At 50.4% G+C, this 22,250-nt stretch carries 15 protein-coding genes; 12 read left to right on the top strand and 3 right to left on the bottom strand.

Translation table 11 applies throughout. From position 1 onward, the window contains the following. The first annotated feature begins 66 nt into the window (after positions 1-66). The 11 genes from ACXAFQ_RS09915 to ACXAFQ_RS09865 all read left to right on the top strand — a co-directional run bounded on the left by ACXAFQ_RS09915 (position 67) and on the right by ACXAFQ_RS09865 (position 12,520). Positions 67-1,470: an MFS transporter gene (locus tag ACXAFQ_RS09915; protein ID WP_474820916.1), complete on the top strand. Its 1,404-nt coding sequence runs from the start codon at positions 67-69 to the stop codon at positions 1,468-1,470. Between the two features lie 221 nt (positions 1,471-1,691). After that, positions 1,692-2,363 carry a GntR family transcriptional regulator gene (locus ACXAFQ_RS09910; protein WP_474820913.1) on the top strand — a complete coding sequence of 224 codons (672 nt, stop codon included), beginning with the start codon at positions 1,692-1,694 and terminating at the stop codon, positions 2,361-2,363. 14 nt (positions 2,364-2,377) lie between these two features. After that, positions 2,378-3,256, top strand: a complete 879-nt coding sequence (gene prpB, locus ACXAFQ_RS09905) for a methylisocitrate lyase (protein WP_474820909.1) — start codon at positions 2,378-2,380, stop codon at positions 3,254-3,256. A 47-nt stretch (positions 3,257-3,303) separates the two neighbouring features. Beyond that, positions 3,304-4,428 carry a bifunctional 2-methylcitrate synthase/citrate synthase gene (prpC, locus tag ACXAFQ_RS09900; RefSeq protein WP_474820905.1) on the top strand — a complete coding sequence of 375 codons (1,125 nt, stop codon included), beginning with the start codon at positions 3,304-3,306 and terminating at the stop codon, positions 4,426-4,428. 55 nt (positions 4,429-4,483) lie between these two features. Further along, a complete protein-coding gene (acnD, locus tag ACXAFQ_RS09895; RefSeq protein WP_474820902.1) occupies positions 4,484-7,075 on the top strand; it encodes a Fe/S-dependent 2-methylisocitrate dehydratase AcnD in 2,592 nt (863 codons plus the stop codon). Between the two features lie 76 nt (positions 7,076-7,151). Continuing rightward, on the top strand, positions 7,152-8,336 hold the full coding sequence (prpF, locus tag ACXAFQ_RS09890; protein ID WP_474820899.1) for a 2-methylaconitate cis-trans isomerase PrpF: 1,185 nt from the start codon (positions 7,152-7,154) through the stop codon (positions 8,334-8,336). Positions 8,337-8,571: 235 nt separating this feature from the next. After that, positions 8,572-11,079: an acylase gene (locus ACXAFQ_RS09885; RefSeq protein WP_474820897.1), complete on the top strand. Its 2,508-nt coding sequence runs from the start codon at positions 8,572-8,574 to the stop codon at positions 11,077-11,079. A 75-nt stretch (positions 11,080-11,154) separates the two neighbouring features. Further along, the gene (locus tag ACXAFQ_RS09880) at positions 11,155-11,340 is read left to right on the top strand and encodes a hypothetical protein (protein ID WP_474820894.1); all 186 of its coding nucleotides are present in this window, start codon (positions 11,155-11,157) and stop codon (positions 11,338-11,340) included. 22 nt (positions 11,341-11,362) lie between these two features. Further along, positions 11,363-11,569 (top strand): TraB/GumN family protein, encoded by a 207-nt coding sequence (locus ACXAFQ_RS09875; RefSeq protein WP_474820891.1) that lies wholly within the window; start codon positions 11,363-11,365, stop codon positions 11,567-11,569. Then, positions 11,566-11,772: a TraB/GumN family protein gene (locus ACXAFQ_RS09870; RefSeq protein ID WP_474820887.1), complete on the top strand. Its 207-nt coding sequence runs from the start codon at positions 11,566-11,568 to the stop codon at positions 11,770-11,772. Before ACXAFQ_RS09875 ends, ACXAFQ_RS09870 begins: the two co-directional genes overlap by 4 nt. A 187-nt stretch (positions 11,773-11,959) precedes the next feature. Further along, entirely contained in the window at positions 11,960-12,520 is a 561-nt protein-coding gene (locus ACXAFQ_RS09865; protein WP_474820884.1) for an HD domain-containing protein, read from the top strand. Positions 12,521-12,555: 35 nt separating this feature from the next. On the opposite strand, the gene ACXAFQ_RS09860 is transcribed toward ACXAFQ_RS09865, so the two are convergent. Genes ACXAFQ_RS09860 through arcB form a run of 3 tightly spaced genes read right to left on the bottom strand, consistent with a single transcriptional unit; the run spans position 12,556 to position 17,038 of the window. After that, on the bottom strand, positions 12,556-14,127 hold the full coding sequence (locus ACXAFQ_RS09860; RefSeq protein ID WP_474820880.1) for a PH domain-containing protein: 1,572 nt from the start codon (positions 14,125-14,127) through the stop codon (positions 12,556-12,558). Continuing rightward, positions 14,127-14,675 carry a PH domain-containing protein gene (locus ACXAFQ_RS09855; protein WP_474820877.1) on the bottom strand — a complete coding sequence of 183 codons (549 nt, stop codon included), beginning with the start codon at positions 14,673-14,675 and terminating at the stop codon, positions 14,127-14,129. The genes ACXAFQ_RS09860 and ACXAFQ_RS09855 overlap by 1 nt, the downstream gene beginning before the upstream one ends. Before the next feature lie 5 nt (positions 14,676-14,680). After that, positions 14,681-17,038: an aerobic respiration two-component sensor histidine kinase ArcB gene (gene arcB / locus ACXAFQ_RS09850; protein WP_474820873.1), complete on the bottom strand. Its 2,358-nt coding sequence runs from the start codon at positions 17,036-17,038 to the stop codon at positions 14,681-14,683. A 733-nt stretch (positions 17,039-17,771) separates the two neighbouring features. Here arcB and gltB point away from each other — a divergent pair. Then, positions 17,772-22,238, top strand: a complete 4,467-nt coding sequence (gltB, locus tag ACXAFQ_RS09845; RefSeq protein WP_474820869.1) for a glutamate synthase large subunit — start codon at positions 17,772-17,774, stop codon at positions 22,236-22,238. The last annotated feature ends 12 nt before the right edge of the window (positions 22,239-22,250 follow it).

The raw sequence follows: 22,250 nt of genomic DNA, 5'->3' as shown, positions 1-22,250 counted from the left end.
CGATGAACTCTGGATACACTCTAGTACTGGACTCTTTTAATACAGGACTCTTTAATACAGGAATTTATGCAAAGACTTGACCGCCAGACTGCCACTGCACTACTGGTTGCTGCAACCTTATTTATGGAGGTGCTGGACTCCACCATCATCACCACTGCCTTGCCAATCATCGCCAAAGACTTTGGGGTTGCCGCTGCGCATCTCTCAGTGGGGATCTCCGCTTACCTGGTGGCCGTAACCGTGTTTGTGCCCATTTCCGGCTGGTTGGCAGATCGCATCGGCCCCAAGGTAATTTTCAGCGCGGCAATTTGTGTCTTTGTGCTGGCGTCTTTGTTATGTGCAATCAGTACCGACCTCTACACGTTTACCGCCGCCAGAGTACTTCAGGGCGTAGGTGGCGCCATGATGGTGCCGGTAGGTCGTCTGGTCGTTATCCGAACCTTACCCAAAAAAGATTTTGTGCGTGGCATGGCAATCCTTACCTGGCCTGCCCTGGCCGCGCCTTTGATTGGCCCAGTGTTGGGTGGTTGGATAGCTGAAACCTTCAGTTGGCACTGGATATTTCTGATGAATGTACCGCTGGGAATGCTGGCCCTCATCGCCGGCTTTTACCTGATAAATAACAATAAAGGTGAGCCCCAGCCATTTGATATTAAAGGTTTCTTGCTTAGCGGTATTGGCTTCGGATTGTTTATGGCCGGGCTTGAGTCATTTAGCAGTCGACCTGAAAGCTTACTTTTTCCCTCTCTACTCACTGGTGCTGGTATATTACTTCTAGTTCTTACTTTCTGGCATATGCACCATGCAGAAAACCCGCTGTTTTCACTAAAAGCCATTTCGGTTCAAACCTTCAGAGTGACGGTAATGGGCGGTTCGGCAATTCGCATGGGTTTAGCCAGTGCCCCCTTCCTCATTCCGTTAATGTTACAACTTGGCTTTGGTTACACAGCTGTTCAAGCAGGCTCATTATTTATATGGCTCTTCGCCGGTAATCTGGCAATGAAGCCCGCCACAACCTGGATCATGAATACGTTTGGCTTCCGCACTGTGCTGCTTGCCAATACCGTGCTCATTGCGCTGAGCTTTGTTCTGATTGCACAGTTTACTGCACAAACCCCTTACCTGATTATGGTGCTGGTGTTGTTTTTCAGCGGAATGACGCGCTCAATGCACCTTACGGTACTGAACACCATCAACTTCGCCGACATTCCACAACACGAAATGCGTGATGCCAATACACTCAGTGCCGTGGTGATGCAAATGACCCGAGGATTGGGTATTACTTTTGGCGCACTCACCCTTGCTTTGGCCACGTTTATCACCGGCACCTCTACAGAAGACCCGTCTATTTTTGATTTTTCACTGGCATTTTATATGTTAGCCGCGGTCACCTTACTCGCACTGATAGACAGTTCCCGACTACCTGCTAATGCCGGCGAAGCCATTTTAAATAAACGAGCAAAAGCCTAAATGCATTGATGAGCCTGGCGTAGTCTGCTGCGCCACGGCTTCCTTTCTCTCTTTGTAGTGGCATACCGTATTGTGCAATGTTTGACAGAGACACCTACCACATTGAAATACCTTTAAATTGTCGAAGATTGTCGACAAAATTCGAGTAAAAAGGTTGACTAACATCATGATCACGCCTACATTGTCGACAGTTTAGTTAACAAGCTGTTGATCTTTTAAGTATGGAAATAGCCGCAGAAAGCGCCGTAACCCACGCTGATAAAACATTTTTCCGGCTTCGTAAGGACATTGTTGAAGGTGTCATTGAGGCCGGTTCGAAACTCAGCGAAACCGAATTGTCGACAAAATACGATGTTAGCCGCGCTGTAATTCGTGAAGCAATTAATCGTCTTACCGCCAGTCACTTGGTTGAACGCCGTGCTAATGTGGGTGCTCGCGTAGTGAGCCTGTCTCCACAAGGGCTGATTCAACTTTATCAGGTTCGCGAAGCCTTAGAAGGTATGGCTGCTCGCCTTGCCGCCCAGAACATGAATCAGCAGGAAATTGATGATTTACAAGGTTTGCTGAACGACCACTTCGATGAGGTGAAAGACGGCCAGCGTTATTACCAGGAAGCCGGTGATGTGGACTTCCATTATCGCATTGTTCTGGGAAGTAAAAACCAGCACCTCATTTCCGTGCTTATCGATGGCATTTATCACCTAGTGCGTATGTACCGTGTGCAGTTTGGCATGGCCGGTCCCCGCGTCACCACCGCCTTCGACGAACATCGTCACGTCGTACAGGCCATCGCCAACCGTGATGATGAATTAGCAGAAATGCTGATGCGCCGACACATTTTGTATTCGAAAAACAATATCGAACGCAAACTTCTTCACACTTCACCGCATTAAACGGAGATTATTCCATGCACAGTGCAGGCAAGAAATTTCGTCAGGCTTTAGCCGACAACAAACCGCTTCAGATTGTAGGCACCATTAACGCCTACTCTGCCATGATGGCGAAGCAAATTGGTCATCAGGCCATTTATCTGTCGGGTGGTGGCGTGGCAAATGCGTCGTATGGTTTGCCGGATCTGGGTATGACCTCACTGAACGATGTGCTGGTTGATGTGCAGCGCATTACCTCTGCCTGCGATTTGCCACTGATGGTTGATATCGATACAGGCTGGGGCGGCGCATTTAATATTGCCAAAACCATTCGTGATATGGAAAAAGCCGGCGCAGCAGCGGTGCATATGGAAGATCAGGTGGCGCAGAAACGCTGTGGCCACCGTCCGAATAAAGAAATTGTGTCCACTGAAGAAATGGTAGACCGCATTAAGGCCGCCGTTGATGCCCGTACCGATCCGGACTTTTTTATTATGGCCCGTACTGATGCGTTTGCCCAGGAAGGTCTTGAAAAAGCGGTTGAGCGCGCAAAAGCGTATGTTGCCGCCGGTGCAGACGGCATTTTCGCCGAAGCGATTAAAACTGAAGAACATTATCGAGCCTTTGCCGACGCGCTGGATGTACCGATTCTGGCCAACATTACTGAATTCGGTCAGACCGAGTTGTGGAACAAAAAAGAGTTGGGTGAATGGGGTGCCGACATGGTGCTGTATCCGCTGAGCGCGTTCCGCGCCATGAATAAAGCAGCCGAGCTGGTGTATCAGTCGATTCTTACTAACGGCGATCAGAAAGCGGTGGTTGATACCATGCAGACCCGCATGGAGCTTTACGACTATCTCGGCTATCACGACTACGAGCAGAAGCTCGACGAATTATTTTCTAAATCGAAATCTTAAATCACTAATTGTACCTTACACACGATTATAAAATCGGAGACAAGATAATGGCTAAAGAACTAAGCGGTGCCGGTTTACGGGGCCAGGTAGCAGGTAAAACAGCGCTTTCTACCGTAGGGAAATCAGGTTCGGGACTCACTTATCGCGGCTATGATGTAAAAGATCTGGCCAATCATTGTGAGTTTGAGGAAGTGGCCTATCTGATCCTCAAAGGCAAACTACCGAATAAAGGCGAGCTTGCTGAATACAAAGCCAAACTGAAAAGCATGCGTGACTTGCCAGCTGCATTAAAAGAAGTGCTGGAGCGCATTCCAAAAGATGCTCATCCCATGGACGTGATCCGTACCGGTTGCTCCATGCTAGGTAACCTTGAAATGGAAAACGACTTCTCTGAACAGGAAGCTGTTACCGATCGCATGCTGGCTTGTTTCCCAAGCATTATCTGTTACTGGTATCGTTTCAGCCATGACGGCATGCGTATCGACACCACTACCGATGATGACTCTATCGGCGCCCATTTCCTGCACATGCTGCACGGCGAGAAGCCTCGCGAACTGCACGAACAGGTCATGCACGTATCGCTGATCCTGTACGCCGAGCATGAGTTCAACGCGTCTACCTTTACCGCCCGCGTGTGTGCTTCCACCCTGTCTGATATGCATTCGTGCATTACCGGCGCCATCGGCACCCTGCGTGGCCCGCTGCACGGTGGTGCTAACGAAGCTGCGATGGAAATGATCGAAGGCTTCACTTCTGCCGACGATGCCGAAGAAAAAATGATGGGCATGCTGGAACGCAAAGAGAAAATCATGGGCTTCGGTCATGCCATTTACCGCGAGTCTGATCCGCGTAACGAAATCATTAAAGGCTGGTCTGAAAAACTTGCCGCCGATGTGGGCGACGAGGTGCTTTACCCGATTTCTGTGCGCTGTGAAGCCGTGATGTGGCGTGAGAAAAAACTGTTCTGTAACGCTGACTTCTTCCATGCGTCTGCCTACAACTTCATGGGTATTCCTACCAAGCTGTTTACACCGATTTTTGTGATGTCACGCCTTACCGGCTGGGCCGCTCACGTTATGGAGCAGCGCGCGGATAACCGCATTATCCGTCCGTCTGCAGAGTACACCGGCGAAGAGCTGCGCACTGTTACACCTATCGACCAGCGAGACTAGGTGCTTTGGCGGGCCACCACATTGCCTGCCCTGATGTTGCCGGAGAAGACCAATTATGAATACTGATTATCGCAAACCGTTGCCAAATGCCGGTTTGGATTACTATGACACCCGTGAAGCCGTGAACAGCATCGAAGCCGGTGCTTATGAAAAACTGCCTTACACTTCCCGGGTACTGGCTGAGAACCTGGTGCGCAAATGCGACCCAACTATGCTTAGCGATTCCCTGAAACAGCTGATTTACCGTAAACGGGAGCTCGACTTTCCGTGGTTCCCGTCTCGGGTAGTCTGCCACGATATCCTTGGCCAGACAGCACTTGTGGACCTTGCTGGACTGCGTGATGCCATCGCGGAAAAAGGCGGTGATCCGTCGAAAGTGAATCCGGTGGTACCGACTCAGCTCATCGTCGACCACTCACTTGCAGTGGAACATGCTGGCTTTGAAGAAGACGCGTTTGATAAGAACCGCACAATTGAGGACCGCCGCAACGACGATCGTTTCCACTTTATTAACTGGACCAAAACCGCGTTTAAAAATGTAGACGTGATTGGCCCGGGCAACGGCATTATGCATCAGATCAATCTAGAAAAAATGTCACCGGTGATTCACGCCCGCGACGGCGTGGCGTTCCCGGACACCCTGGTTGGTACCGACAGCCACACTCCACACGTTGATGCACTGGGCGTGATTGCCGTAGGCGTCGGCGGCCTGGAAGCGGAAAGCGTGATGCTTGGCCGTGCCTCCTACATGCGATTGCCTGATATCATTGGCGTGGAACTTACCGGTAAACCACAGCCAGGTATTACCGCCACAGACATCGTACTGGCGCTGACCGAATTCCTGCGTAAGGAAAAAGTGGTTTCGTCCTATCTGGAGTTCTTCGGTGAAGGCGCCTCTGCGCTGACCATCGGTGACCGCGCCACCATTTCCAACATGACACCGGAATACGGTGCCACCGCGGCCATGTTCTACATCGATGAACAGACTATCGACTACCTGAAACTCACTGGCCGTGAAGACAAGCAGGTTGAGCTGGTAGAGCAATACGCCAAACTTACCGGCCTGTGGGCAGACGATCTTGAAACCGCTGAATATGAGCGGATGCTGAAATTCGATCTGTCTACTGTTGGCCGCAATATGGCTGGCCCGTCGAATCCCCATGCCCGTCTTGCCACCAGCGATCTCGCAGTTCGTTGCATCACCGGCAGTGTGGAGCACGAAAACGGACAAATGCCGGATGGTGCGGTGATCATCGCCGCCATTACCTCCTGCACCAATACCAGTAACCCGCGTAACGTGATTGCCGCCGGCTTACTGGCCCGCAACGCCAATGCCAAAGGCCTGCTCAGACAACCATGGGTGAAAACTTCACTGGCACCAGGCTCCAAAGCCGTGAAACTGTATCTGGAAGAAGCCGGGCTGCTAACTGAGCTGGAAAAGCTGGGTTTTGGTATCGTGGCCTTCGCCTGTACCACCTGTAACGGTATGAGCGGCGCTCTGGACCCGAAAATTCAGGAAGAAATTGTTAAGCGTGACTTGTACGCCACGGCGGTATTGTCCGGTAACCGAAACTTCGACGGCCGTATTCACCCTTATGCAAAACAGGCATTCCTGGCGTCACCACCGCTGGTTGTGGCTTATGCCATTGCCGGTACGATTCGCTTCGATATCGAAAAAGATGTGCTGGGTACCGATGCAGACGGTAACCCGGTGACACTGAAAGATATCTGGCCATCCGATGAGGAAATCGATGCTATCGTGAAAAGCGCGGTGAAACCCGAGCAGTTCCGTCAGGTGTATGAGCCCATGTTCGACCTCAAAGTCGATTACGGCAAGGATCTGAATCCGCTGTATAACTGGCGTCCGAAGAGCACGTATATTCGTCGCCCGCCTTACTGGGAAGGCGCACTGGCCGCTGAACGTACGATGAAAGGTATGCGTCCGCTGGCTATCCTGGGTGACAACATCACCACCGATCACCTGTCGCCGTCGAATGCCATCATGGCGTCCAGCGCGGCCGGTGAATACCTGTCGAAAATGGGCGTACCGGAGGAGGATTACAACTCCTATGCGACACACCGTGGTGATCACCTTACCGCTCAACGCGCGACTCTGGCTAACCCGAAACTGTTTAACGAAATGGTGCTGGAAGACGGCAAAGTGGTACAGGGCTCGCTGGCTCGCATCGAGCCGCAGGGCAAGGTGGTGCGCATGTGGGAAGCCATTGAAAACTACATGAATCGCAAGCAGCCACTGATCATCGTGGCCGGTGCGGACTACGGTCAGGGTTCATCCCGTGACTGGGCCGCCAAAGGCGTACGTCTGGCCGGTGTGGAAGTGATTGTGGCCGAAGGTTTTGAGCGTATTCACCGCACTAACCTGATTGGTATGGGTGTGTTACCGCTGGAATTCCACGAAGGCACCACCCGCAAAACCCTAGGACTGGATGGCACCGAAACCTATGATGTGGAAGGTGAAGTCTCGCCAGGCGCAACCCTGACGGTCGTCATCCACCGCACTAACGGCGAAGCCGAAAAAGTAGACGTAAAGTGTCGTTTGGATACAGCCGAAGAAGTATCTATCTACTCAGCGGGCGGCGTACTGCAGCGCTTTGCTCAGGATTTTCTTGAGTCTGAAAACGCCTGATAGCCCCGTCACAGACCGGACAGTAATTCTGCTCCGGTCTGATTTTTCCCTTCTTATACAAAGGTGAGAGCACATTATGAAATTCGCCCCTCAAATTAAAATTCCAGCTACTTATATTCGTGGTGGAACTAGCAAAGGTGTGTTTTTCAAATTAACCGATTTACCGGAAGCAGCACAGCAGCCGGGGCCGGTGCGTGATGCGCTATTATTGCGTGTTATTGGCAGCCCCGACCCTTACGGCAAACAAACCGACGGTATGGGCGGCGCGACCTCCAGTACCAGCAAAACCGTGATCCTGTCGAAAAGCGAACAGGAAGGTTATGACGTGGACTACCTGTTTGGCCAGGTCGCCATCGACAAGCCATTCGTGGACTGGTCCGGTAACTGCGGCAACCTGACCGCGGCTGTCGGCGCTTTCGCCATCAGCAATGGTCTGGTAAACCCCGAAAGCGTGCCGGAAAACGGCATTGCCACGGTAAAAATCTGGCAGGTAAATATCGGCAAGGCGATCATTGCTAAAGTCCCCATGAACAATGGCGAAGTGCAGGAAACCGGCGACTTCGAACTCGACGGCGTGACCTTCCCTGCCGCTGAAGTTCAGATTGCGTTTATCGATCCGGCGGATGGTGAAGGCAGCATGTTCCCCACCGGTAATCTGGTGGACGATCTCGAGGTGCCCGGTGTGGGCATGCTTAAAGCCACCATGATCAATGCCGGGATCCCGACCATTTTTATCAATGCTGACGCTATCGGCTATCAAGGCACTGAGCTGCAGGACGCCATTAACAGCGACAGCAAAGCACTGGCCATGTTTGAAACCATCCGTGCCCATGGCGCGGTGAAAATGGGCCTGATTAACAACATCGAAGAAGCAGCTGCCCGCCAGCACACGCCGAAAGTCGCATTTGTCAGCGGTCCGGCTGAGTACGTGTCCTCCAGCGGTAAAGCGATTGCCCGTCAGGACATCGATCTCAATGTACGCGCTCTGTCCATGGGTAAACTCCATCATGCGATGATGGGCACCGCTGCCGTCGCCATTGGCACCGCGGCGACCATACCCGGTACGCTGGTGAATGAAGCGGCCGGTGGCGGTGAGCGCAGCTACGTGGTGTTTGGCCATCCTTCCGGCACGCTGAAAGTGGGCGCGGAAGCACAATTATATCAAGACGAATGGCAGGTAAATAAAGTCGTTATGAGCCGCAGCGCCCGTGTGCTGATGGAAGGCAATGTGCGCGTGCCTGGAGATGTACTCGACGTCTGAGCAAACTTCAGAATTGCTATGTGCGAAAACGCGACCCGGCGCGTTTTTTTGTGCCTTTTAAAAATTGGGTTTTCAATGGCTTGGCGTGAAGCGAAGGAAATATGCAGAGTGGCGGGACTTAGAATGGTATTCATCAGCATTTATATCTGTGTATACTGCTTCGGAAGCTTGTAAACATTAAGTTAACCGGTGTGGTTGTTGTTCTATAAAACCGGCATAGAACGGAGACAACCCCATGTCATATTATGGACGACATCAGAACCGCCCCTTTCGATTGCTTTCCCTGCTGACAGTTTCAGCACTCAGCCTCACGCTACTCAGCGCTTGCGACGATGACGACGAGCCACTTCCTGAACCGCCACAATCTCTTGACGCCTTTGACGACGACGGCGTACTGGAAGCCAATATCCGTTGGACAACCTACGGCGTGCCGCATATCACTGCTGACAACCTGGAGAGTCTGTCTTACGGGGTGGGTTATGCGTTTGCCAGAGATAACCTGTGTATTCTGGCCGACCAGATTGTGCGCTATAACTCTCAGCGCAGCCGATATTATGGTCCCGACCTTGTGCCCGGCAGCGGCGACAGCAGCCACCTGATCAGCGACTTTGGTTTCCTCACGATAGGCATCCGCGAAATTGCAGAGGATTCGCTGTCCTCCATGAGCGAAACCAGCCGGGCCATGTATCAGGGTTATACTGCGGGTTACAATCGCTACCTTGAAGATACGCCGGTAGCGGAACAAGATCCCGCCTGTGCGGGACAGCCTTGGGTAACCCCCATCGACGCCACCGATTTGCTCACCTATTCTCTTGGGGTTGCTGTACTTCCCGGTGCGACGAACTTCTTGAGCGCCATGTTTGTAGCCGCTCCTCCCGGCAAAGACTTTACGCCCGTGCCAGAAAGCGCGAATCTCACGTTAAACATTAATCACACCTCAGCGATTCCTGATACCAATCCGTCAGAGCTCGGCTCTAACGGCTGGGGGCTGGGAGCGGATAAAACGGAAAATGGTATGGGCATGGTACTGGCTAATCCGCACTTTCCCCATACCGGCAGTCTGCGATTCTGGCAGTTCCATACCACCGTGCCAGGTTTTCTGAACGTAACCGGTGCTTCGCTCATTGGTTTGCCTGGCGCAGTGAATATCGGCTTCAACGACAACGTGGCCTGGACCCATACCTTCTCCTCGGCAGAACATTTTGTGGTTTATCAGCTTTCACTGGATGAAACGGATACCGACGCCCAGACCCAGCTAATTGACGGCGAAGCCGTGGCGATTGAAGAGAAAGACATGGTGATAGAGGTCGCTGTGGGTGGCGGACAGACCGTGAATGTACGTAAGACTGCGTATTACACTAACTACGGACCGATGATTGAAATACCCGGCAGCTTCGACTGGACTGCAACTCAGGCATTCGCCATTAAAGATGCCAACCTGCCCAACCTGGATATTCTCGACCACTGGATGGCGATGAACCTGGCCACCAGCATGGACGAATTCAAACAGGCTTTTATCAATTACGACGGCGTGATCTTTAACAACACCATGGCCGCGTCCGCCGATGGTCAGGTGTTTTATATCGATGATTCTACTGTGCCGAACTTATCAGCTACGGCAATCGGTGCCCTCACCACCGTGCCCGAACTGGTGCAGACAAAAGCTGCGGCTGGCTTCACCGTGTTGCCGGGAAACCAATCAGTATTTGATTTTGACGGCCCGGTGCCTTATGAGGCGGCACCGAAATACGAAGGCAATGATTCGGTGCAAAACTCCAATAACAGCTACTGGCTGACCAATGTGGATTCGCCCATCACCGGCATCTCGCCGCTTTACGGTGGCGAAAACGATCAGCAGACACTACGTTCCCGAATGGGCCAGAAGTTACTTGAGGAAGGTAGCGGCAGTGATGGCCTGTTCACTTCTGACGAAGTGGAAAGCCTGCTGATGAGTAACCGCAGTTATTTGGCAGAAGAAATCCTCGCCGACGTGCTCGCCATGTGCACCGCGCAGGGCTCAACACCGGTAAATGTGGATGGTGAAAGCGTGGTTATTGAGGCGGCCTGTAATGCATTAGCGCTGTGGGACAGCACCATGAATACCGACAGCGTTGGTGGTCAGGTCTTCCGGGAGTTTGCCTACCAGTTCCAGACAAATCCCCAGTGGGAAGTCGCTTTCGATGCCACTCAGCCTCTGACCACACCTTCTGGTCTCGTTACTAATGCCACCACCCTTGAACAGTTTGCCCGCGCGGTCACCGTGCTTGAAGCCGCTGGCGTAGCACCTGATGCGACACTGGGCGAGGTGCAATTTGTGCAGCGTGCCCGTCCTGACGGCACGGCCGATCCCGAGCGCCTTCCATGGGGCGGTGCCAATAACGTGGAAGGCGGCTTCAACGTGTTCCGCCCGGTGCCAAACACCAGTGGCCTGCTGCCGCAGAACGCTACCCTGCTGCCGCAAATCAGCTATGCGCCACTCAATGATGTGTCTGAAATCAGCGCGGAAGCCGGAGGCTACCGCATTAATTACGGCAGCAGCTGGATGATGGTGGTGAATTTTACCGATACCGGCCCTGCTGCTCGCGCTCTGCTAACGTATTCCCAGTCACGGGTTTATGGCAGCGATCACTTCTTTGATCAGACCCGCTGGTACTCCGCCCAACCCGCCCTGCGGCCAGTGGCATTTACAGATGATGAAATTGAGGCAGCGAAAATTGAAGAGATGACGCTGGTATCGCAGTAGTTTTTCGGGTCAGCAATTTTTGACAGAAATCTACCGGGTCAGTTTACCGGTGATTTTTATCATCAAAACAGCGCAGTGAAACAGCATAGTGAAACTGCGCTCAACGTAGCACTACAAACTCAAAACCCGTCTTCCGAACAGTCGCTGTTTGGCTCCTTTACTGATGTAATCGAAGAAAAGGTCAACGAAACACTTCAGCAGCGTCTGGCTGAAATTGAACACGCCGTTATCGATACCATTACTCAATCATTCAAATACTAAAACCGGTTAGGGAAAACTACTCATGAAAAACTTAAAATTACGTACTGCAATCTACGCACTGGGCCTTTTCGCTAATTCCGCTTTCGCGGGTGAGAGCGACAAGGACCATTCATCGGTCTGGAAAGTCACTAAAGGCGAAGACAAGGTTTACGTAGGTGGCACTATTCACATTTTGCCCATTACCGAGTTCCCGCTGCCATCTCAGTTTATGAAAGCTTACAAGAAATGACCGTAGATAAAATGAAGCGTGAGTCTCCGGCATCTTTCGATGAAATGATGGTACAGCGCAACAAACGCTGGATCAGTCAAATCGAAGCCATGTTCGGCGATGAAGATCAGGAACTGGTACTGGTCGGTGCAGGCCACCTGGTGGGCGACGACAACGTGTTGGAATTACTCGAGGCCCGCGGCTACCAAATTGAAAAACTGTAAGATTTATCCTCCCAAGGACCTTTGAGCCTGCGCTTCGCACAGGCTCTTTTTTATTTATTCACTGCTCTCCTCCAACTGCTGTCAGAGAATTGACGAAAAAATAGGCACGCAATTTGATATCCCTGTTTACAACGACGTAACAACTAGCGTCGACACTCAACACGTTAGCAGGTTTAAGGGGTTACACATGCAGGCACTATTGATTGAAGATGATTTTGTTTCTTCGGCAGCACTCTTCACAGCACGAAGATATGCATTGGCGGGACATCTGCGCCGTCATAATGGCGAATCCTTTATTCATCATCCCCGCGAGTTGGCTAAACTTCTGAGTGGCTTCCCCCATAACCGCGATGTGTTGGCCGCTGCCTGGCTTTCCCGACCACTGCAGGAAGCCTATGCAGACGTAGAAGAAATTGAGGATTGTTTCGGCACTAAAACCGCAGAACTGGCCTCGAAACTCGCCGCTTTTAATCTACCAGATAGTTGTTCCTTGCCGGCAATGGCTAAAGTCGAATTTGCCGCTATCCGAAATGCCGGCCCCGTGTTGCAAACCATGGCATTGGCACATCTTTTTGTACTCGCAAACACAACGGCTGAATACAGCCCTGAAATGTTGGCACCGTTTGCAAAATGGTTGAGACTACACATTCATACATTTAATCAGGCAAATACCCGATTAATTGAAAAAGTCAGTGCCTGGCTGCTTGAAACAGAACAACAGGAGTTTGTACTAGAGGACGCGGGCTGAGCCCGCCTTATGAACTTAGTAAGTTGAGCGTCAGTTTACATCCATGACTGGCGCTTGGTTTCGACTTCCCACAATGCTTTATCGGCAACGTTTACACAGAATCCATATTGAAGATAGGGAACCACCACATCACCACTGGCCAACACATAGCGAATGTTCGCCAATCCACGTCGTTGCATCAGCACGCTTTGAGAAACGCCAACCTGCTGTACCTTATGTAGCGCGAAACAATATCTATCAATACCAATGATGCCTTTGCGTACATAACAATGGGTTTCGTCTTGCCAAATTCCCCACGCCCGCCAGCGTAAATAGATAAGTAAACAGTGAATAGCCAGTACCGGTATGGCAATGAAGAAAAGTTTTAAATCATCATTAGCAAGGCTCAACGCCGTCAAGAAGAGAAACAGCGGCACGGCGGTGAGTGCTATCCAGCGCCCGATAAAACGTTGACTGATTGGTTGATAAGGCGCGTCGTACAGGCAATTGCCTGGCATAGCATCGGCAGCGAGCGCTTGCGCTTCTGGCGTAGTCACCGACGGTACCACTAGTTTGTTCGTAGCGTGTAACTCTTGCTCGGGATTAGCACCGGTCTTATTCTGTTCGAAAAAGAAGTTCGCTCGCTTAAGCAGATAATCGAGCCAGTCTTGCTTTACCGAAATCATCTGCACACGGGTTTCCCGCATACTCACTTCCTGCAAGCTAAACAACCCGGAACGGCGAATGTAACGGTCGGCTGTACGGGTAAGCGTATAGTTGTAATACACCATTACCGAGCCGCCAACAGAGATTAATGCCATGACCCCAAAAACAACCATCATGGTTGAAATGACGTACAAGCCCATCTGCCACCATGCTACCTGCTGGTCGGCGAAGAGTGCATCAACAGAAAGCCCGAGTGAATCAACCCAATCAAAAATAAATCCTGAAATTTCCTGATAAAACGGTGCTGCTGCACCGAGAAAAATCCATACTCGATTGTTTGTTAGCCCATGCAATACCAGATCAAACAAACTGCGACGATTGATCACCCGCTCGTCATCGCTTTGCATTCCGTCGCTAGCCTGCGCTGAACCTGATGCCTCTGTTGGCTGTTCAGACGCAGAAGCCGCTTTATTTGCAGTCGCACTTGCCAAGATCTCCTGACGCAGAATTTTGGCATCATTCCGGTCTACGGCGACGATTTTAGCTTCTTCTTTTCCTGAACCCGCGGTATCCAAAATCACCACGGTATAGTTGGTGAGGCGATAGTAAAAAGGCTGCTCAATTTTGACATTTTGAATGCGCCAGAATGGCAGGTTGAGGTTTCTGCGTTTTAACATACCGCTGCGAATTTCTATGTGCTGGTCCAAAATGCGGTATTGATAAAACCAATAATTGACCACGCCACTCACCACAATAATGACCGCGACGAGCACCGCGCCAGGGATGAAATACGGAGAGTCGACAATATCAAATTGATTTGCGGAATAGGCTGCTACCGAAATAAGCACGATGAACTGGCGAACAAACTGAACGATATTCGAAGCAATGAAATAGATGATCGCAACAGGTGCCAGACGTCGCCAGCTTTTTCCCGTAGCCAGAGAAGTCAGTTCTGCATCCATTAACGTGCTCCGACGTCTTTGTGCTCGAGAATGAATCGACGAATTTTTTGGGCTTGCTCTACGGGAAGGCCGGGAATTTCAAATGTATGCGCTACGCCACCAGCGGAAAAGACCTGCAATTTTGCCAGCCCGGCCATTCTGTCTACCGGGCCACGTTTTATCTCAATATGCTGTACGCGCAGCACAGGCTGACACGTCACAGAACGAAAAATCAGCCCTTCGCTGAGCGAGATGTCTTGCTCCCGTAAAGCGAACTTTATTCGTCGATCTGCGAACCAGTGGTAAAAGAAGATCCAGGTCAAAAAAAAGAGAAGTCCGGCGCAAATAAATGGATAGGCTTGTTGTAAGCCCTCAGGCAATTCAGCAAAAGGCTGAAACCTGATAGCACTGACAATAAAAAGTAGAATACTGAAAATCAATGTGGTGATGATCAGATTCATTTTGCGGTAAGCCGGAGAAACCGGCTCGTAGTTAAGGTTATCGAGCGATGGTAAGGCGGCCGTGTCTAGCTGCCCATTACAAAAAGCACTACCATCCATGGTTGTCATGACAACTAGTCCTCAATCATCTGTGTATTAAGCCATTCGTGCAGCGCTTTCATATCGTGCGCCACTGCCATTTGTAGTTCTTCCACCCAGTCATGCACGTTCTGCCACCACGCAGGATGGTCGCCCTGTTGGATCTGGTTCGCAATTCGCTGCACCCGGGACAGCCCCACCGAGCCCGCAGCGCCTTTAATCTTATGCGCCTGTGAGCAGACTTCAGACTTTTCATCGGCACTCAGACTCAGTTGCAGAATTTCCATGTACTCGGGCATTTTATCCTGGAACACTTTCACGCTAGCACGAACCATGTCTTCACCAATGGTATCCACCAGCATTTGCAATAACTCAATATCGAGAATGTTCGATAAGGCTTTGCTGTTGTCCGTTTTAGGCTTGTTCTCCACCTCGGTATGCAGTGGTGCCGCCGGTTCGGTAAACAGGGCATTGAATACCTCAATCACGCGACTTTTCTTAATCGGCTTGGCAATAACATCATCCATGCCGTTCTGCAGATATTCTTCACGCTTCTTAATCACGTTAGCGGTGAGCGCCACCATGGCAGTCCCCATGACTAAGTCTTCGTCGCGCAGGGTATTGGCAACATCAAAGCCAGTCATATCAGGCAGCTGAATATCCAGCAGGATAAGGTCGTAATGGTTGTTACGAGCTTTATCAATTGCTTCCTGGCCGGTCATCGCCACATCGACAGTTTGACCGAGCTTTTCAAGCAGCGCTTTGGCTACCATTACGTTCAGTTCGATATCTTCCACTAACAGAATATTTAAATCTGTTACCAGCAGTTTTGATACCTGCATCGGCGCTTTGGAGATATGTAATGGCAGTGTAATTTCAAACCGGGTGCCTTTACCCACTTGACTGGTTACACTGATATCGCCATCCATTAAATCAACCATTTGCTTACAGATGGCCAAACCGATACCGGTACCGGTTGCCGACTGGTGGTCAGGGTGATCGACCTGATAATACATGGCGAAAATCTTGTCGATTTCCGACTCAGGAATACCCACACCGGAATCTTCCACCACGTAAGTGACCATGGTCATGTCGTCTTTAGCTTCCGTAGCAGACACACTTAAGCGCACATTGCCCTTCTGCGTAAACTTCACGGCATTAAACAAAATGTTCCACAGAATTTGGCGTAACCGGGTTCCATCCACTTCCACTAATTGTGGTAGAGGCTCTTGAATCTCGGTAATCAGTTCCAGCGACTTATCTGCGGCCAGCAGACGAATGATACTCGCCAGTTCCTGGGTGAAATCTCGCAAAGAAACCGTTTTAAGGCTGAGTTCCAGTTTGTCGCGGTCGAGCTTATCAAGGTCGATAATGTCATTAAAGATATTACCCAACGTGATAGCACTGGCGTAAATGGTACTCACCCAGCTAAATTGTTCATCGCTTAAATCGGTATCACGCAACATGCGGCTTAAGCCAACAATCCCGTTTAGCGGCGTACGTAGCTCATGAGAAATCGTAGCGATAAATCGGGTTTTATCAGTACTGGCCTTGGCTGCGGCATTTTCAGCCTGCTTGCGCTCGGTCATATCACGACCGAAAGCCAGCAAACCTAAACGTTTGCCTTCATTATCGAAGAACGGTACCCGTTTCATTTCGAAGTAACGACGACGGCCATCGGCAAAGCGTAACCATAATTCTTCCGTCATGCTTTCGTTAGTTTCGAGTACTTCTTGGTCTGAAGCAACAATCTGTAAGGCCAGTTCTTCTTCAAATACATCGTGCAGAGTAAGGCCAACTAACTGCGCTTCCGTTTTCCCGGTAAGCATTTCTGCAATCCGGTTACAGCCAGCGAAGCGCCCTTCTTCATTACGGTAGTAAATAAGGTCTGGCGACGCATCGATGATGGAGCGTAATAAGGTAGATAAATGCCTGGCTTGCTGCTCAGAATGCGACTTTTCTTCAATTTCCCGTTCGAGATCTTTGAATACCGCTTCGCGATCATCCTGGGCTTTACGTCGCTGTTCCATTTCATGATTGAGCTGTCGAATGTTGCTTTGCAACTCTCGATTCAGAAACACATCTTCTTCGCGTAGACGCTCAAGTTGGCTAACCACTTCTTTCAGATTAACCCGAGACGTTTCTAACTGTTTTACCAGCTCACTAAGAAAGTAAAGCACCCAAGGGGCGGACATCATGGTCAGCACTACTGCGATAATAAAATCGTCAGGCTGAACCTCGTTCCCCATCGCCACACGGATCACGTATGAACCGCCCAACGTGAATACCAGCGTAACCACAACAAAAAGCATGCTGAGCTTCAGCGTGCCAAAACGTTTGATGAATTGAGCGAACTTTATCGCCCAGGAATCATTTGGTGAGTCTTGATGCATAGCAACCGTACTACAAATAACTAAAACTATAACCTGAAGCACTTATATCACTTTCAGCAGGTAAAACCCACAGGTGTCATAATTATGAGTGCATAATTGTGCGTTGCACTTTCTGTTAGCCAATAAATAATCATCGAAGGACACATCTATATAAAGGAAGCAACTTGAGGACATTCGTCGGCTGACTTTGCGTAACGCTCGTCAGGCGCGTATATTAAATAAACAAATACAACTTTTGTGCGGAAGCCTCAGAAATCCGTCAAAACGATATTCATTCAGCCACACCGGATAAAATCATATAATTAACCACATTAACTGAATGAATATTCAATTTTAAAGCTGTAGACAGGGTTAAACTTTAGTATAAACGTACTAAAGCGGTAGATTTTTGAGCGCCGAGCTCAAAATTCAAACAGGCCAATTAAAACCGTAAGCAACTGATAAAAAACAGCTTTATTAAATAAAAGTAAAATTGATGCCGTCATGTCATTTTTATCATTTGATTTTATATTCTAATGTATGTATTTTGTACGGCCCGCTAAGCAATAGTGCATAAAAATGCGGATAACGACTGGCGTCCTACTAATAATAATTAACGACATAAACAGACGCTTGGAGTATGGTTTATTCCTGCTCTGATTTAACGTCTACACGATATTGTTGAGATGCGTGCCCTTCTCGGGTGACGATCCGACACATGCCTTGTCCAGTCGAAGGTTGAAGGAGTTTTAAGATGAGTTTATATAATCCCAATGATTCCCGGGATAACTGTGGCTTTGGTCTTATTGCCCACACTCACGGGGAAGCCAGCCATGAACTGGTGACGACTGCTATCCAGGGCCTGGACAGAATGCAGCACCGTGGTGGTATTGCCGCTGATGGTGTTACCGGTGACGGCTGTGGATTGCTGCTACAAAAGCCAGATGCCTTTTTTAAGGCCATTGCCGATGAGAACGGCTGGAAGCTGAGTAAGAAATATGCAGTAGGCATGATCTTTCTGAGTCAGGATGACGAGCTGGCACAAGCTGCCAGAGAAGTACTCAACGAGGAACTGGAAAAAGAAACCCTGACCGTTGTTGGCTGGCGTAAAGTGCCGGTAAATCACGATATTCTGGGTGAACTGGCATTAACCGGTGTACCACAAATCGAACAGGTTTTCGTGAACGCCCCTGCGGGATGGCGTAAACGCGACGTAGAGCGTCGTCTGTTTATGGTTCGCCGCCGTGCCGAAAAACGTCTTGAAGAAGACAAAGATTTCTATGTTGCCTGTCTGTCAGGATTGGTAACGATTTATAAAGGCCTGGTTATGCCTAAAGATCTGCCTGCCTTCTATGCAGATCTCGCCGATGAGCGCTTAAAAAGTGCTATCTGTGTTTTCCACCAGCGCTTTTCTACCAATACGCTGCCTAAGTGGCCTCTGGCTCAGCCTTTCCGCTTCCTGGCACATAACGGTGAAATTAATACCATTAAAGGTAACCGCGACTGGGCGATGGCCCGTACCGGTAAATTTTCTACGCCGTTAATTCCTGATCTGAAAGACGCCGCGCCTTATGTTAATACAGAAGGTTCTGACTCGTCTTCACTGGATAACATGCTGGAACTGTTCCTGGCCGGTGGTATGGATTTATTCCGTGCTATGCGCCTGCTGGTTCCGCCTGCGTATCAGAACAACCAGACCATGGATGAGAACCTGCGTGCATTCTACGAATTCAACTCCATGCACATGGAGCCGTGGGATGGCCCTGCCGGTATCGTACTCACCAATGGTCGTCACGTTGCCTGTAACCTCGACCGTAATGGTCTGCGTCCGGCGCGTTATGTGATCACCAAAAATGGCTTCATTACCCTGGCATCCGAAGTGGGTATCTGGGATTACAGTGAAGCTGATGTGGTAGAAAAAGGCCGTGTAGGCCCGGGCGAAATGCTTGCGGTGGACACCTACAACGGTAAAATCTGGCGCTCTAACGAAATCGACGATGACTTAAAAGATCGTCACCCGTACCGTGAGTGGCTAGACAAGCATATCCGTCATTTAACGCCTATCGACCAGATGGACTCATCCCTGCTGGGTAAGCGGGTGTTTGATGACGACACCCTGGCGGTGTATCACAAGCTGTTTAACTACAGCTATGAAGAAATCCAGCAGGTTGTTAAGGTTCTGGCGAAAGACGGTCAGGAAGCAGTAGGCTCTATGGGTGACGATACCCCGATGGCCGTCCTGTCTTCTAAATCCCGTACCGTTTATGACTACTTCCGTCAGCAGTTCGCCCAAGTTACTAACCCGCCCATCGATCCGCTGCGTGAGAACCACGTTATGTCGCTGGCCACCTGTATCGGTCGTGAGCAGAACGTATTCAGCGAGACCTCGGGTTACGCCGACCGCGTATTGTTCTCATCGCCGGTGCTGGTTTACACAGACCTGAAACAGCTGCGCGAGTTTAATCCGGATAACTACTATTCAGAGAAAGTCGACCTGCAATATAAGCAGGAAGAAGGTCTGCGTAAGGCTATCGAGCGCATCTGTAACGAAGTGGAGTACCTGGTTAAACAGAAACGCGCCGCTTTCGTTATTCTGTCTGATCGCAACATCAAGAAAGATCGCCTGACTATTCCAGCGGCCATGGCTACCGGTGCGGTTCACCGTCGTCTGGTAGAAAAAGCGCTGCGCTGTGATGCTAACGTGGTGGTAGAAACCGCTTCTGCCCGCGACCCCCATCACTTTGCTGTGCTTATCGGTCTTGGCGCCACCGCGGTTTATCCGTTCCTGGCCTACGAGACCATTGAACAACTGTGCGAAAAAGGCGAGCTGACCTGCAGCGTTAAAGATGCTGTGTTGAACTACCGTAAGGGTATCAACAAAGGTCTGTACAAAATCATGTCTAAAATGGGCATCAGCACCGTGGCGAGTTACCGCAGTGCGAAACTGTTTGAAGCCATTGGTATTAACCAGGAAGTGGTTAATCTGTGCTTTAACGGCGTGCCATCACGCATTCAGGGCGCCGGTTTCGACGACTTCGAACAGGATGCGATCAACCTTGCCCGTGTCGCATGGCTGAAACGTAAGCCTATGTCCCACGGTGGTCTGCTGAAGTATGTTCACGATGGTGAATATCACGCTTATAACCCGGATGTGGTGAAAACACTGCAAACGGCGGTGGTATCCGGTGAATACAGCGACTATCAGGTTTATGCGAAACATGTTAACGAGCGTGCGCCTTCGCACTTCCGTGACCTGTTGAAACTGAACTCACCGAACGAAGCGATTGATATCAGCGAAGTTGAACCGGCGGAGAATCTGTTCCCCCGTTTCGACACCGCAGCCATGTCTATCGGTGCGCTAAGCCCTGAAGCTCACGAAGCGCTGGCGATTGCGATGAACCGCTTAGGCGGTCAGTCGAACTCCGGTGAAGGTGGTGAACACCCTTCCCGTTTCGGTACAGAAAAGAACTCTAAAATTAAACAGGTGGCCTCTGGTCGCTTTGGTGTAACCCCGCACTACCTGGTTAACGCCAACGTTATCCAAATCAAAGTGGCGCAGGGTGCGAAACCGGGCGAAGGTGGTCAGCTGCCGGGTGACAAGGTTAACAAGTACATCGCGCAACTGCGTTTCTCTGTACCGGGCGTAACCCTGATTTCACCACCGCCACACCACGATATTTATTCTATCGAGGATTTGGCACAGCTTATTTTTGACCTCAAGCAGGTTAATCCGACCGCGCTGATTTCAGTTAAACTGGTATCAGAGCCGGGCGTAGGGACTATCGCGACCGGTGTGGCAAAAGCCTATGCTGACCTCATTACCATTTCTGGTTATGACGGTGGTACCGGTGCCAGCCCGCTGACTTCGGTGAAATACGCAGGTAGCCCATTCGAACTGGGCCTTGCTGAAACACAGCAGGCGCTGATTGAAAACGGTCTGCGTCACAAAGTACGCGTACAGACTGACGGTGGCTTGAAAACCGGTCTGGATGTGATCAAGGCGGCCTGTATGGGTGCAGAGAGCTTCGGTTTCGGTACAGGACCAATGGTTGCGCTGGGCTGTAAATACCTGCGAATTTGTCACCTGAACAACTGTGCGACAGGTGTTGCAACTCAGGATCAGAAGCTGCGTGATGAGCACTTCATCGGTTTACCGGAGATGGTGATGAACTACTTTAAGTTCATTGCTCAGGAAGTCCGTGAAATTATGGCAACGTTAGGCGTACGCAAGTTCGAAGAACTGGTAGGCCGTACTGATTTACTGAAAATGGTTGACGGTATTTCAGCAAAACAGAACAAACTGGATCTGTCTCCACTATTGGCTACGCCGGTAGAGGGTGAACACACTCGTCTGTTCTGTTCAGAAACCACCAACCAGCCGCTGGATAAAGGCGTGCTGAATGCGAAGATGCTCGATGATGCCCGTGAAGCGATTCATAACGGCACCGGCATTCGTCTGAGCTATCCTATCCGCAATACTGACCGCTCCGTAGGTGCCATGCTGTCCGGCGAAATCGCCAAGCATCACGGCAACCATGATATGGAAGATGTGCCGGTAGAAATTCAGTTCACCGGTACAGCCGGTCAGAGTTTCGGTGTGTGGAACGCGGGTGGTTTGCACATGCGTATTGAGGGTGATGCCAACGATTATGTGGGTAAAGGTATGACCGGCGGTAAGCTGGTGATCTATCCACCTAAGAACATCAGCTTCGACGCTCACAGCAGTGCCATTATGGGTAACACCTGCCTGTACGGTGCGACCGGCGGTAAGTTGTTTGCAGCAGGCCGTGCCGGTGAACGCTTTGGTGTCCGTAACTCTGGCGTAACAGCCGTAGTTGAAGGTATCGGCGACAACGGTTGTGAATACATGACTGGTGGTATCGTTGCAGTACTTGGCCCGGTAGGCGTGAACTTCGGTGCTGGTATGACAGGTGGCTTTGCTTATCTGTATGACGAGAACGGCGACCTTGATGCCCGTGTTAACCCTGAGTTGGTTGAAATCATGGATATCGGTGATAAGGCGATTCTGTCTGAGCACTTACGTGGTCTGATTAATCAGCATTACGAAGAAACCGGCAGTGAGCACTCCCTGTCCCTGCTGACTAACTTCGCTGAATCTGTGAAGCGCTTTAAGTTAATCAAGCCGAAAACCAGTGACGTTAAAAACCTGTTGGGCCACATCAGCCGTTCTAGCGACGAGCTGCGGATCCAGGCGCAATAAGAGAGGTAGGTG

The sequence above is a fragment of the Alteromonas sp. ABH2_165 genome (assembly GCF_056159945.1).
This window is presented reverse-complemented; position numbering and strand designations above follow the sequence as displayed.

Bases quoted from the DNA above. Each gene is read 5' to 3' on its own strand.
- ACXAFQ_RS09865 (WP_474820884.1), top strand. From the start codon at position 11,960: ATGCAGGCACTATTGATTGAAGATGATTTTGTTTCTTCGGCAGCACTC.
- acnD (WP_474820902.1), top strand. From the start codon at position 4,484: ATGAATACTGATTATCGCAAACCGTTGCCAAATGCCGGTTTGGATTAC.
- gltB (WP_474820869.1), top strand. From the start codon at position 17,772: ATGAGTTTATATAATCCCAATGATTCCCGGGATAACTGTGGCTTTGGT.
- arcB (WP_474820873.1), bottom strand. From the start codon at position 17,038: ATGCATCAAGACTCACCAAATGATTCCTGGGCGATAAAGTTCGCTCAA.
- prpF (WP_474820899.1), top strand. From the start codon at position 7,152: ATGAAATTCGCCCCTCAAATTAAAATTCCAGCTACTTATATTCGTGGT.
- prpB (WP_474820909.1), top strand. From the start codon at position 2,378: ATGCACAGTGCAGGCAAGAAATTTCGTCAGGCTTTAGCCGACAACAAA.
- ACXAFQ_RS09855 (WP_474820877.1), bottom strand. From the start codon at position 14,675: ATGACAACCATGGATGGTAGTGCTTTTTGTAATGGGCAGCTAGACACG.
- ACXAFQ_RS09910 (WP_474820913.1), top strand. From the start codon at position 1,692: ATGGAAATAGCCGCAGAAAGCGCCGTAACCCACGCTGATAAAACATTT.
- ACXAFQ_RS09860 (WP_474820880.1), bottom strand. From the start codon at position 14,127: ATGGATGCAGAACTGACTTCTCTGGCTACGGGAAAAAGCTGGCGACGT.
- ACXAFQ_RS09875 (WP_474820891.1), top strand. From the start codon at position 11,363: ATGAAAAACTTAAAATTACGTACTGCAATCTACGCACTGGGCCTTTTC.
- ACXAFQ_RS09885 (WP_474820897.1), top strand. From the start codon at position 8,572: ATGTCATATTATGGACGACATCAGAACCGCCCCTTTCGATTGCTTTCC.
- prpC (WP_474820905.1), top strand. From the start codon at position 3,304: ATGGCTAAAGAACTAAGCGGTGCCGGTTTACGGGGCCAGGTAGCAGGT.
- ACXAFQ_RS09915 (WP_474820916.1), top strand. From the start codon at position 67: ATGCAAAGACTTGACCGCCAGACTGCCACTGCACTACTGGTTGCTGCA.
- ACXAFQ_RS09870 (WP_474820887.1), top strand. From the start codon at position 11,566: ATGACCGTAGATAAAATGAAGCGTGAGTCTCCGGCATCTTTCGATGAA.